At 38.1% G+C, this 13547-nt stretch carries 11 protein-coding genes; 3 read left to right on the top strand and 8 right to left on the bottom strand.

Features of this window, described 5'->3' with window-relative positions:
- Positions 1-18 precede the first annotated feature (18 nt).
- On the bottom strand, positions 19-702 hold the full coding sequence (locus I6E70_RS08865) for an anti-sigma factor (RefSeq protein ID WP_197188544.1): 684 nt from the start codon (positions 700-702) through the stop codon (positions 19-21).
- A complete protein-coding gene (locus I6E70_RS08860; RefSeq protein WP_024595876.1) occupies positions 699-1223 on the bottom strand; it encodes a sigma-70 family RNA polymerase sigma factor in 525 nt (174 codons plus the stop codon). The genes I6E70_RS08865 and I6E70_RS08860 overlap by 4 nt, the downstream gene beginning before the upstream one ends.
- Before the next feature lie 349 nt (positions 1224-1572).
- Here I6E70_RS08860 and I6E70_RS08855 point away from each other — a divergent pair, with 349 nt between their 5' ends.
- A complete protein-coding gene (locus tag I6E70_RS08855) occupies positions 1573-3192 on the top strand; it encodes a diacylglycerol kinase family protein (RefSeq protein WP_166377157.1) in 1620 nt (539 codons plus the stop codon).
- 50 nt (positions 3193-3242) lie between these two features.
- Here I6E70_RS08855 and I6E70_RS08850 read toward each other — a convergent pair whose 3' ends face one another.
- Positions 3243-3551: a VF530 family DNA-binding protein gene (locus tag I6E70_RS08850; protein ID WP_010553962.1), complete on the bottom strand. Its 309-nt coding sequence runs from the start codon at positions 3549-3551 to the stop codon at positions 3243-3245.
- Positions 3552-3605: 54 nt separating this feature from the next.
- Positions 3606-3908, bottom strand: a complete 303-nt coding sequence (locus I6E70_RS08845) for a DUF1496 domain-containing protein (RefSeq protein WP_197188543.1) — start codon at positions 3906-3908, stop codon at positions 3606-3608.
- A 138-nt stretch (positions 3909-4046) separates the two neighbouring features.
- Between I6E70_RS08845 and I6E70_RS08840 the strand changes: the two genes are divergently transcribed.
- Positions 4047-4280: a TIGR02647 family protein gene (locus I6E70_RS08840; protein ID WP_007582405.1), complete on the top strand. Its 234-nt coding sequence runs from the start codon at positions 4047-4049 to the stop codon at positions 4278-4280.
- Between the two features lie 33 nt (positions 4281-4313).
- On the opposite strand, the gene maiA is transcribed toward I6E70_RS08840, so the two are convergent.
- Both maiA and hmgA read right to left on the bottom strand, forming a co-directional pair.
- Positions 4314-4943: a maleylacetoacetate isomerase gene (gene maiA, locus I6E70_RS08835; RefSeq protein WP_197188542.1), complete on the bottom strand. Its 630-nt coding sequence runs from the start codon at positions 4941-4943 to the stop codon at positions 4314-4316.
- Positions 4944-4945: 2 nt separating this feature from the next.
- Positions 4946-6247, bottom strand: coding sequence for a homogentisate 1,2-dioxygenase (gene hmgA / locus I6E70_RS08830; protein WP_197188541.1), 1302 nt, complete (start codon positions 6245-6247; stop codon positions 4946-4948).
- Positions 6248-6398: 151 nt separating this feature from the next.
- Here hmgA and I6E70_RS08825 point away from each other — a divergent pair, with 151 nt between their 5' ends.
- Entirely contained in the window at positions 6399-6830 is a 432-nt protein-coding gene (locus tag I6E70_RS08825) for a MarR family winged helix-turn-helix transcriptional regulator (RefSeq protein WP_197188540.1), read from the top strand.
- 52 nt (positions 6831-6882) lie between these two features.
- Here I6E70_RS08825 and I6E70_RS08820 read toward each other — a convergent pair whose 3' ends face one another.
- Both I6E70_RS08820 and I6E70_RS08815 read right to left on the bottom strand, forming a co-directional pair.
- The gene (locus I6E70_RS08820; RefSeq protein WP_197188539.1) at positions 6883-10023 is read right to left on the bottom strand and encodes a TonB-dependent receptor; all 3141 of its coding nucleotides are present in this window, start codon (positions 10021-10023) and stop codon (positions 6883-6885) included.
- A gap of 336 nt (positions 10024-10359) precedes the next feature.
- Positions 10360-13533, bottom strand: a complete 3174-nt coding sequence (locus I6E70_RS08815) for a TonB-dependent receptor (protein WP_197188538.1) — start codon at positions 13531-13533, stop codon at positions 10360-10362.
- Positions 13534-13547: the final 14 nt, after the last annotated feature.

Here is a 13547-nt window from a genome sequence, read left to right as displayed (position 1 = left end):
TTGGTCATAATAGTAGGGTTATAAAAGTACTAGCTCTGTGGTGTAAAGCACTTCAGTAGGAGAACCATTTGGTGAGCCGTCAATAGGTTCTAAGCTCACTGCTAGCAATGCAATATCACTTGCGTTAAAACGGTTATCTTTTAATAATATTTTACTGCCTTGCTTGGGAAGTAAACCCAGTGAAATAGGTGCATCTTGCCCTTTTAAAATCATCCACAACTCATAATCTTTATTAGTTTGGGCAACCAATTGGCTACTGGCTTTAATTGAGAGCCCTTGCTCGTTAACTTCAATAAACCATAATGATTGTTTATCTTGATTTTGAACCAAAGCAATTTGTTGAGTGTGCATAACATTGGTACTAGGTTGAATAACCAAAAAGGCTAAAACAATACACGCAGCAGTTGCCACAAAAGACCATGTACGCCAAATTGAAGGCTTGGTATGTATGACTGTTTTACTTGTTTGTGGCCTGTTTTCAATACGCTGTAGTATATTTACCCATACCTCGTCACGTGGCGTTTGCGGTGTAATAGCACTCGCTAAGTTGTTTAGGTTTTGCTCCCATAGACTTGTTGCTTCACGTGCTTGATTTGAGTTAAGTAACAGACGCTGAAAACGCTTACGGGCAAGCCCTCTAAGTGTGCCAAGCACGTACTGCCCAGCAAGCGCGTCTAATAGTTCGGGTTTATTATAATTCATAATGTTAAACACCTTTGTAGCTGCATAAGCCCACGCCTGATCCAGCTTTTAACTGTACCTAATGGCGTTTCTATATGATCCACTAGCTCGCTATGACTCAGCCCCTTGTAATAAGCTAAGTGAATAGCTTGTTTTTGTTGCGGCTCAAGTTGTTCGATACAATTAACCAGTTTCGTTTCTTCATCGTAATTAACGTCGATACTTTCATTTTCATATTCGTCATCGCCTAACGACTGCTCTTTTCGTACTTTGTGATAGCGCAGTGAGTCAAGACTTCTATACCTAACTATACTTATCATCCAACTAATAACGGTGCCTTTAGAGGCGTTATATTCAGATGCGTTATGCCAAATTTTTATAAAAGCGTCTTGTAGTGCTTCTTCCGCGTAAGCTCTGTTAGTGAGCATATTTAAACTAATAGCAAAAAGTTTGCCGCTAGTTTGTTGATATAAACTTGAGAAAGCATTTTTGTCTCCTTGTGCTGTTGCGCACAAAAGAGGGAGTAAATCATCGTTATCCATAGGGGTCCTGTTTTTCTTATTATCATTGAGTAAACGGTTGAGAGTGTGATTTGGATGCAAAAAATTTAATTGATTTTTAGATTAGCTGTTTTATACGTTAGTACAAGCAATAACCGATCAGTGTTTGAAATTTAGACGTGTAAGTATAATTTATTCACATGTTTGTAAAAAATGCACAAAGAGCAGATTGCACTTAAATTTATTTTATTATTAGCATTATATATCAATAGCTTATGGTTTTAATTTGAATTTAAAATGCCATTTATATGGCGTGATATTTGCAAAAGAGTACATAAAGCCGTTTAAATTAAAATTAGAAAATCGGAATTATTTACACAAAGGAGAGACTATGTGGGCTGCAATTGGTTATTCACTTTTAGCATTACTGCTTATTTTTATTGGTTGGGAAGTAAACTCTGTTTACTTTGCTATTGTTTTTTATTGGACTGCGCTGTCACTTTTATTAGTGAGTACCGCATATATTTTTAATACAGCAAAAATATTTAGAAAACGTGAAAATGGGGTGATCCCATTTTATATACGTTGGGCGTTTGTGCCATTTTTATTTGGTGTGCAAATTTATAATGCCTGGTCACGTAAGCGCGATAAAGTGCCGCCAATTCAAAAAATAAACGAAAACCTATTTTTAGCTTGCCGATTATTTCCCTCAGACATAGACACATTAAAAGATAACGGAATTACGGCAATTTTAGACGTTACGTGTGAATTTGACGGACTCGAGTGGAGTTCAACACAAGAGAATATAAATTATTTAAACATTCCGGTGCTCGATCATAGTATTCCTACCCATTCTCAGTTAAATCAGGCTATTAATTGGATACATCATCATATTAAAGAAAACCGTCGCGTAGTTGTACATTGTGCTTTAGGCCGTGGGCGCTCTGTTTTTGTAATGGCGGCTTATTTATTGAGTCAAAACAAAAATGCAGATGTACATGAAGTACTTGCACAAATAAAAGAAACCCGCGAAACCGCAAACTTAAATAAGCATCAACTTCGCCATTTAGCTAAGCGCCATAAAAAAGGCGAGCTGCTGATTAAAAACAAAGCCGTTTTAATTGCAAATCCAGTATCTGGTACACGATTATGGCAAGAAAAAGAGCACTTAATTGTTGCGCGGTTATCGGCCTATTACGATTTAAAAGTACTTACTACTTCACATGACGTTAACGGTATTGAGCTTGCTAAACAAGCGATTACGCAAAAACCAGACATGATAATAGCGTGTGGAGGCGATGGTACAGTGGCCGAAGTTGCAAGCGTACTTGTAAATACACAATGTAAGCTAGGTATTATACCAATGGGGACTGCAAACGCACTTGCGCATGTATTGATGGGGATTAGCTCTAAATTTATTCCTGTTGAACAAGCCTGTGATTTAATAATTGATGGTCAAACAAGCACAATAGATACCGCTTATTGTAATAACGAATTAGTACTTTTATTAGCGGGCATTGGTTTTGAGCAATCAATGATTGAAAAAGCAGATAGAGAGTCGAAAAATAAGTCGGGGCAACTTGCCTATTTAAATGGTTTTTTTGAAGCCTTTGGTGAGCAAAAATCACAGCTACTTAGTGTAAAACTCGATGATAATGAGCCGAAAGAAATATGTACAAATAGCTTTATTGTGGCTAATGCTGCGCCTTTTACAACGTTATTGGCTCAAGGTGGTGGGCAGCCAGATCATAGTGACGGGCTTCTTGATGTAAATTGGCTAACACCAAATAATGAAAATTCTACGACAATATTGAGTATTGCAGAACTGATGTTTAGCAGTTTAACGCAAACACATTTAGCTATAAATTCGCATCATACAAATGCTAAAAGAGTCGAGGTGACAGGTGAAGGAGAGCTTAAGTACGTACTTGACGGTGAAGTTAAAACTGCTCACAAACTCGTTATTACTATTGAGCCGGCCTCATTAAATGTGATTTGCAAAGAGCAATAAATCGCGCTAATTACAATCAAAAAAGGAGCTAAATTAGCTCCTTTTTTACATCATTTTTTAATTGATGGCCAAACAAACCCTGTTGTATCCGGCGCTTGAGAAGATGTTTCTCTCGGCGCACTTTTTGGTCTACGAATAGGTTTGTTATTTATAGTGTGAATATAAAGTGCTTCCACTTTATCGCGAGCCCAAGGCGTTTTACGCAAAAACTTTAAACTCGATTTAATGCTCGGTTGATCAGTAAAGCATTTGATTTTTACTTGCTCGCCAAGTGTTCTCCAGCCAAGTCGCTGTTCTAACTCAACAAGTATTTGTTCTAACGTTACCCCATGTAAAGGGTTTTTAGGTTGATTATCCATAGCCATACTACTTATTTAAACTGCGTGCATTGTAGCTCAAATCAGCTTTTAGCGCTAATTCACAATGATTGTTTTAGGAGCTGTTGGGTAAATAGCATTACCTTGTTTATCTATTTTAAGCCAAATGAGTTGGCTGTTACTGTGCTGGGGGGTTTTAGCACCGCACAAAAGTGTAAATGAGTGAATTTGTATTAATGCGCCTTCGCTATAGCGTTTGTTGTCGTACCAACAGTTAGATTCTTCATTTACAAACTGGTTTGCATCAATAATTGAATGGGTTTTAAGAGTTGTTGCTTCACTAAGTATTGAATAGGATAAGCTGCTAAAACAAAAGCATAAAACTAAAAAGTTACGCATTGGAGGCCTTTAAATAGGGAGGGTTAAAAATAATACATTAAGCTAAAAAACGTGCTAGTGTAAAGTACACAAAGTGATTTTAATTATAAACTTAGTTACTCACAGAACAACTTGGATTCAAATAAAAAGGTGCACACAATGCAATTTAATCAAACAATGATCGAAGAATTCACACTATTAGCAAAATTTCCTCGCGACAGTAAAATGCAGGGTATTAAATTACACTCAGACGCAGAGCCAAGCTTACTTAGTGCAGCGCAACGTTTATTTGAAAAAGGGATTATAGATAGCCCAGATGGCGGATATTTAACTGATCTGGGCTTAGATTTAATTGAGCACATTACGGTTATTCATAGTGCGCTACAAAGCTAGCTAATTTGAACTCTGGTTAGTTACTAAACTAGCTTAATTTGCATCGGGTTGATTTTGCGGTGCAGCATCATTAAATGCAGCTAATTTATTACAGTGTTCGTAAATAGCTGCAATTTTTGGATAAGCGCTCATATCTACGTTAAAACGAATTGCATTAAATACTTGCGGCACTAAACAAATGTCAGCAAGTGTTGGTTGGTTACCAAAACAGTAGTCATCATTTTCGTTTAGCATCAGTTCTATTTTTTCAAAACCAACTTCTATCCAATGTCGATACCACTTATTTTTAGCCTCGTCATCAACACCTAATTCGTTCGATAAATACTTCAGCACGCGTAAATTATTAACAGGATGAATATCGCAGGCAATGGCAAAGCTTAAATTTCTTATTTGTGACTTTTGCCACGCAGTTCCTGTAATTAATGGCGATTGCGGATAAGTTTCATCAAGCCATTCCAGTATTGCAAGCGATTGTGCTAAAACACCATTATCGGTTTCAAGTGCAGGTAGTAAGCCTTGCGGATTAGTCGCTAAGTATTCTTCCCCAAGCTGCTCCGATTTTAAAAGGTTAACAATAGCAAGTTCATGATCAATTGCTTTTAAGTTAAGCGCTATACGCACCCTATAGGCCGCTGATGAGCGAAAGTAGCTGTATAATTTCATAATTAATCCTGTGAACCTGTAAATTGTTTTTTAATAGTACGCCAGCAATCGGTGTAGTTTGGTTGGCGTTCCCTACCTTCTAATGCATATTTTGTCGGTGAAATTATATAGCGCGACTCAAACATAAAGGCCAATGTGTTTTCGTATTTTTGTGGTGTAAGCTCAGCGTTTGACGCTTTTTCAAATACGTCTGCTTCAGGTCCGTGTGGAGACATACAATTGTGTAAACTTGCACCACCAGGTACAAAACCATGCTCTTTTGCATCATACACACCTTCAATTAAGCCCATAAATTCACTCATAATATTGCGGTGATAATAAGGCGGGCGAAATGTATTTTCGGCTACCATCCAACGCGGTGGAAATATCACAAAATCGACATTTGCCATACCCTCAGTAGCAGAAGGAGAGGTTAGCACAGTGAATATAGACGGGTCGGGGTGATCAAAGCTCACTGTATTCATCACATTAAAACGCGATAAGTCGTATTTATAGGGGGAGCTATTACCCGTCCATGCAACTACATCAAAAGGAGAGTGCTTTATTTCACAGCTAAATAAATTACCGTTAAATTTAGAAACAAGCTCAAAGTCACCTTCTTTATCTTCAAAGGCAGCAACGGGGTATTGAAAGTCTCTGTCGTTGGCATAACCGTTTGCACCAACAGGTCCTCGCTCTGCAAGCTCTAACGCATGGCCATAATTTTCACAAATATAACCACGGGCTGTATCATCAATTAAATCAACAGAGAACTTAATTCCTCTGGGAATTACAGCAATTTCTCCTGGTTTAATGCTTAACTTACCGCACTCAGTGTGAATTAATAACTCACCTTGCTGAGGAACAAACAACATTTCGCCATCGGCATTGCAAAAGTAACGTCCTTGCATTGACTGATTAGCCACATATACATGAATGCCAATACCCGATTGCCCATTAGCACTGCCATTAGCAGCCATAGTTACCAAGCCATCAATAAAGTCAGTAGGTTGTGAAGGTATATCAATAGGCTTCCAACGTAGCATTGTTGGAGGCGTTACGGCTTCAGTAATTGGGGCTGTTCTTATTAGGCCGTTATCAATTGCTTGGTAATCACCTTGTACTACCGAAGGACGAAGGCGGTAAAACCAAGTGCGACGGTTTGAAGCGCGAGGAGCCGTAAAAGCAGTCGAACTAAATTGCTCGGTATATAAATCGTATTTAACCTTTTGCGGGCTAAATTGTCCTATTGGCAATGCACCGGGTAGCGCTTGTGTTTCAAATTCATTACCAAAACCTGTCATATAACTTAATTGTGTCGCCATTACTGACTCCTGTGAGAGGGGGGTGGTTTAATATTATTTTTATTTCAGTTAAGATACTCTCAAGTGAGACTAATATCAAATGTGCAACTGCGCATCTGCGTAAATATTAATGAACACCAAAGTAAACCTTACAAAGCTGGGATAACTAAAAATGAAAATTGATTTAGCAACGTTTTTACCTTATCAATTAACGAATGTAGCAACACGTGTAAGTAACGACTTTGCCGAGGTTTATCAAACTAAGTACGGTTTAAATATTCCCCAGTGGCGAATACTTGCTAATTTAGCGCAGTATGGCCAAAGCAACGCAAAGGATTTATGCGCGCAAGCAAATATGGACAAGTCGACTGTTTCACGCGCGGTAAAAGTTTTAATAGATAAAAGTTTAGTGAGAAGTGAGCTAAATAAGCAAGACAAACGCGCAGCATTACTTGTGCTGAGCCAAGTAGGGCAAAACTTATATGAAAATATAGCGCCCGATGCACTGAATTGGGAAAAACAATTACTGAGCACTTTAACCAACGAAGAATACGAAATGCTAGTGAGTATTTTTGAAAAGTTAAATAACAAATTAAAGGCATAAAAAAGCCCACCAAAGTGGGCTTTTAAAAGATGTTTTAGGTTACAGTTCTGAATTAGAAAGTGTAACGAAGACCTACACGCATTTGCCATACAGATGCATCTGATTGCACTGATGTATTTGCATTGTTTGCATTAAATCCTGAGTAAACGTAGCGGCCTTGATCATCAATTGATGTTTCGATCATGCTAGCGCCTACGAAAGGACCTTTCTTAAGTACGCCCCAATCATCGTTTAACAGATTAGTAAGGTTATCAATTACGAAGAATGCTTCACCTTTGTGACCTTCCATAAAGCCTGGAAGCTCTTGTGTTAACTTAAAATTAAACTTAACAAACCAATCTGAGTTTTCAGCGTTACGGCTAGTAGTTTGACCACGTTCTAAATCATTTGATGCGATGAAATCATTGAATTCATTGATATCAGCAGCACTCATGTCGTAAACAACGTTAGGATCGTTTTCAAGTGGAACATACAATAGTTGGCGGTTACCATTCCAGTTGTTGTCACCAAAAGTACCATCACTTCCATCAAACGTGTAGCTGTATGGTAAGCCTTTATATGCTTCACCAAATAAGTTAAAGCGAGTAGCAAATCCATCAACAAACTCATGACTATAACCAAGAGTCATAGTAAAACGATGTGGGATTTCGTAATCAGATGAAGCAACACCTGGGTTACCTGGATCTGTTAGGGCAATGTTACCGTAGTTTGAACCAGCTACAGAGCTAGTCATTGGGTTAACATCATCAGAATCTGTGTATGCGTAACCAAAGTTAACGCTTACACCATTATCAAACATCTTGCTAACAGCTAGAGAGATAACTGATGAATCACCGCTATCACCGCTAACATTTGTTAGTAAGTATTCGTTTGAACGACCTTCAATCTCATCATAAATAGGACGACCATCAAACGTAGTTGTACCTGTATCTTGAAGTGCGATATCACGCATTAATGCAGCATCTTTTTTCTTCGAATATAAGTAATCAAGAGAGATTACGTATTCGTTTTCAGTTGTGTACGTTGCACCAAGTGAATACTTCCACTCTGAAGGAATTTCGAAGTCTGGGTCAACAGCGTTTGTTTGTGAATCACCTGAGCCGATTACGGTGTTAGCAACTTCATCAAACATGTCTTGTGGTACTTCAAAACCAGGCGTGCCGCCATTTACGTTTGGCGTATTGAATAAATCAACCGAGCTGCGGTAAGTACCGATGTTTGTAATACCATCGTTAGAGTACGAGTTAGATAACCAAACGTTAGGGTTACCGCCTGAGAACAAGCCAACACCTGCGCGTACTTCTAGTTCGTCTGTTGCATACCACTGGAAGCCAACACGTGGTTGAATTAAATCAATACCATCAAACGTACTTTGGTTACTGTAGCCATAGCGATCAGTAAAGTTTTGATTTAAGTTAGGTGCATCATCACTTGTATATTTGTCATAACGTAAACCAAACGTAATGTTTGCATCTAGGTCTGTAAATGCGTATTCATCTTGAACATAAAACGTATGCTGAGCGTACGAAAAGCTTGCAGCTGCATCGTTAGGATCATTAGTACCGGCAGCATTGTTGTAGTAAACAGCATTTGCGATACCTTGTTCAAATAAATCTATACCAGTTATGCCTGCATCTCTATCGTTGTAAAAACGGTATTCGCCTTCAGTATGTTGTACGAATAAGTTAAATACATCTAACTCTTCAAACTCGTAACCAGCAGTAATTGTGTGCTGATCTAAGTAGTATGTACCTGCAACTTTAAATGTAGTTGTATCGTAATCTAAGTCATTAGATTGACGTGAGTCATCTGGACCAATAAAAACTGTACCACCGTTATCAGTACTAATTTGCATTTCACCAAAGCTGCTTGCTGCATCTAGTGATTGTACTGTTGCATCTAGCTCAGACTTACCAATACGAACTTCAGTAGAGAAGTCATCTGACCAATCAGAGTAAACAGATGCAATAATTGAAGTGAATTCTGCACTTTGGTCATAAAAGTGATTAGATAGTGATACACGGCTAGAGCCAGTATCTGACTGTGAAACAGTATTACCATCGTTGTAGTTATAGATTAAGTTTGCACGGTGATCTTCGTTGATGTTCCAATCTAGTTTAACTAAGATTTTTTCATCTTCAACAGGCATACTTGAAGGCATTCCGCCTACATCGTAACCATATACAGTTTGAGCAACGCTTGTGATACGCGAGATATCATCAGCAGTTACACTGCCGCTGCTTAAACCATCGTAGTTAAACTGTTGAACACCTTCAAGTTTTTCATATGAAGTAAATAAAAATAGTTTATCTTCAATTAGTGGAAGACCTACGTTGAAGCCGTAACGTTTTTCGGTGTAATTACCGTTATCAACGTCATTACCTTCAATTTTATCACCCTTGAAAGAGTCACTAGTGTAATCGTAGAAAACAGCGCCATGAACATCATTGCCACCAGATTTGGTAACTGCGTTGATGTTACACGATGTAAAACCACCGTATTGAACGTCAAACGGTGCAAGTTCAGCTGAAACTTGTTCAATTGAATCAAAAGAGAAAGGGGCGCGAATAGTAGGGTAACCATTTGAGCTTAAGCCGAAGTTATCGTTCATACGAACGCCGTCTAGCGTTAAGCTATTGTAGCGAGGGTTACCACCACCACAGTTAATTGTACCACGGCTATCATCAATTGTGATACGCGGGTCGATACGGATAATGTCTTTTAAATCACGGTTAATAGCTGGCGTATTTTCAAGATCAGTTAGCGTAAATGTAGACGCCGGACCAGTACCACCAGACATAGAGCTAATTGGCGCGCCAGAAACTACAATTTGTTCCATGCTTGACTGTGACTCAAGAGAAACGTTTACTGGGTAGTCGTTACCAATATTAAGAATAATGTTATTGAATTCTTGGTCTGCATATACATCTGAATCAACAACTACTTTATAAGGACCGCCAACACGCAGGCCTTTAGCTGTGAAATAACCAGCGTCATTTACTTCAGTTGTTTTTACTGATCCAGAAGGCACGTGTAAAATTGTTACTTTAGTGCCGGCTGCTGGGTTGCCGTTAGGCCCCATTACTTGACCTTTAATTGCAGAGGTCGTTTCGTTAGCCATTGCAGCGCCACTTACACCAACACATGCTGCAATAGCAAGTGAAAGAGCTGTTTTGCGTAATTGAGTTTTCATTTAATTTTCCCGTGTAGTTATTAATTAAATTTTTATATTTTTATTTTAAAATTTTTCAAAATAAACAGTTGAAGTTCATTTATTCAAAATCCGTTACTAGTGTACCTTATTTATTCGTTACAAATAAAATACAACTGCAATATATTTTTAATAAATAGTACTATTTTTGTCTATTTGAGTGTTTTTTTGAGCAATAACTCTATATCGGGGTATATATTACGTGGGCTTTATGACAAACATGTGAAATTGGGGTGTGAAAAACAAAAAACCCATTACAATTTTGCAATGGGTTTTGTTAACAAATAACTTAATGTGTTATTACTTACCTATTAAGACTTAAAACTTGTAGCTAATACCAACTTTAGCCTGCCAAGCTGACGACGATGAATTGATTTGTGAGTAATTACGCACATCTGCACCGCCAAAGCTGTTGTCTATTTTATATCTGCCTTGGTCATCAAGGCCACCAAAGTCATAAATAGTTTGGTTAGAGTAACCTAAGCGTTTTTCTACACCCCAATCGCTGTTTAGAAGGTTTGCGAAATTATCAATCATTAGATAAACCTCACCAGTGTGACCTTCAGCAAAGCCAGGTATTTCTTGCTTAATGCTAACGTCCATTGTAGTAACCCAAGGTTGCGTTGCTGTATTTTTACCTAAAATCCCACCACGTTGAGATATACCAGCACGCTCTAATAACGGTTCTAACTCAGCCCAAGTCATTTTAGAATCAGCCCAATTTACATTCGGATCATCAGCACCTGTAGGGATATAAGGTAAGTAAGCACCATTAGTGAATAAAGAGCTAGTATCACCTAAGTCTTCATCTTTATACATATTCATTGTGTAACTAAATGGGCGACCTGAACGACGTTCAAAATAAACATTGAACTTGGTTGCATATCCTTCAAAAAATTCAGTGTTATACGCTAAGTTAATTTTAAAGCTATGCTCAACTTCGTAAAAGCCACGTGCAGCAATATCTTCATTACGATTTACTGTAATATTGTGCTTATAGTTACCTTCTGCCTGAGAAGCTGAACCTGCTGATGATTCTGTAACATCTTGGTGAGCATAGCTTGCAGATACAAACAGGCCATTGTCCCATTGTTTAGCAATACCCGTTGAAATAATAATTGAACGACCATCATCCGATGAATTAGTCATTTCTATGTCAACATTATCGCCACTGTAAATACTTTGATTGATAACACGTTCGCCGTCCGCAGCTAAGCCTACTGGGTTAATTGACGAATTATGCCATACCGCTTCATTCTCTTTTTTATGGTAAGCAATTTCTGCTTGCCATTTAAAGCCATCACCCAATAGTTCAGAATCAAACTCATATTCAAAACCTATTTGAGTACGAATGCTTGAAGGCAATTTAAAATCTGGGTCGATATACGCAACGCTACCAGCACCTTGCTCTAATGTATTTTTTATTTCATCAGGAACCTGAGTAATATCAGCTGTGTTATTTGCATAGTAATCATTAATTACATCGTTTTGTGCTGATACTAAAGTAATGCCATCACTTTGGAATGAATTGTTATACCAAACATTTGGAATACCGCCTTGGAAACGACCAATACCACCATTAATAGTAAGCGCTTCTGTTACGTAGTACTTAAAGCCAACACGAGGAAGTACAATGTCTAGACCATCAAGGTTTTCTTGGTTAGTAAAGCCATACGTATTAGCAAAATTCTCATTTAGAGTTGGTTTATCATCAGATGATAAGCGCTCATAACGAACACCTGCTGTAACTTCTAAATCGTCACCTACATAAAAAGTATCTTCTATGTAAAGCGCTAGCTGGTTACGTCTTACATCATATGCTGTATCAGCTGAATCATTAGTGTAAGCATTTTGATAAGAGAAATCATAAGAACCAATTTCACGGTTTTCAAAATTTTCTAAGCTATCAAATTTCCACGTTCCAAGAGAGTTTTGAGCAAACAAGTTATATAAACGAAGTGACTCGTACTGAGCTCCAAAGTTTATTTCATGCTCATCCATTAAATACGTAGCGTCTAACGTAAAAGTTAGGTTTTGTGTTTCTGAACGGTTTGCATGGCGGTATTGATCTGTACCAAAGTTGTAAGAAGGACCATTTCGACCGTCTTCCTCAACAGTAATGCTTCCTAAGTTAGAGCGAGTTGCGCTATCAGAGGTAACATCTTTATACGACACACCAATTTCTGTTGAAAAGTTTTCAGTCCAATCAGAGTAAAGCTTAGATGAAAAGTTATTAAACTTAGTTACGTATGCATAAGTACTTGAAACTAAGGCTATATTATCACCGCCTGTGCTAGAATTACGCTCATCTTGGTCGTCTTGCCATTGATAAGTGAAATCTAAACGATGGTCATCACTTGCGTTCCAGCTTAATTTAACAAGCAAGTTTTTGTTTGTATCTTCTGGCGCACCGGCTAATGAATCAGTTAAGCCGTATTCATTATTTAAGATAGAAATGAAACGATTATAGTTAGCTTCAGAAGTATTAAATTCATTTGAAGCACCAGAACCGTCAAAGCCGTAATCTAGATCTAATTCACTTGACCATTCTGCATAGTTAACAAAGTAAAACAGTTCATCTTCAATAATCGCTCCACCGACATTAAAACCAAATCTTTCTTCAGTTTTAATCGGCTCTACTTTATTTGTAGAGTAAGTTTTATGACCTAGCTCATCAAGATCGTCTTCTTGTACAATATTATCAACATCGCCAGCTATCTCAGGAGTAGATATTTCATAAAAGCCAGAGAATTTAAACTCATTTGTACCAGATTTTGTTACTGCGTTAATAGTACCGCCACCAAAGTTACCTTTAGAAGCTGAGAAAGGAGATACATCAACAGAAACTTGTTCAATAGCATCAAGTGCTACAGGAGGCTGAGAAGTAGGGTAGCCACCAAAGTTCAAGCCAAAGTCATCATTTTGACCAATACCGTCAACTGTTAAACCGTTGGTACGAGGGTTACTACCTGCAAACGTTAGCTCACCATTACCATTAATACTGGCAAGTGGGTTTAAGCGCGCAATATCTTTAATGTCACGATTAAAGCTTGGCATATTTTCAATAGTGTCAGAGCCAAATGTACTGCTAGAGCCACCTGATTGTTGAACAATCTTATAACCAGACACTTCAATCTTTTCGATGTTTAGCGGAGCAAGCTGCGAGCTTAAACGGTAAGTTTCACCAAGGTTCAAGTATATATTTTCAACAGTGGTATCGTTAAACGTATCAGAATCAATGATCACCATGTAAGGACCACCTACACGTAAACCATTAGCGATAAACGTACCACTTTCGTTTGTAGTTAGTTCGCTAATAGTACCTGTTGGTTGGTGAATTACTTTGATTTTAACGTTTGCAGCACTGCCACCTGAAGGCGTTGTAATTTTACCACGCATTGCAGATGAAGTATCAGCAGCCATTGCGCTTGTAGAAACACCTAGAGCTAAAATTACCGCTCCAGTTAATTTCGAAAGGCGAAGCTTAGTCATAATGTTGATTTCCC

Origin of the sequence: Pseudoalteromonas sp. NGC95, assembly GCF_015864705.1 — a bacterium.
Taxonomy (GTDB): domain Bacteria; phylum Pseudomonadota; class Gammaproteobacteria; order Enterobacterales; family Alteromonadaceae; genus Pseudoalteromonas; species Pseudoalteromonas arctica.
This window is presented reverse-complemented; position numbering and strand designations above follow the sequence as displayed.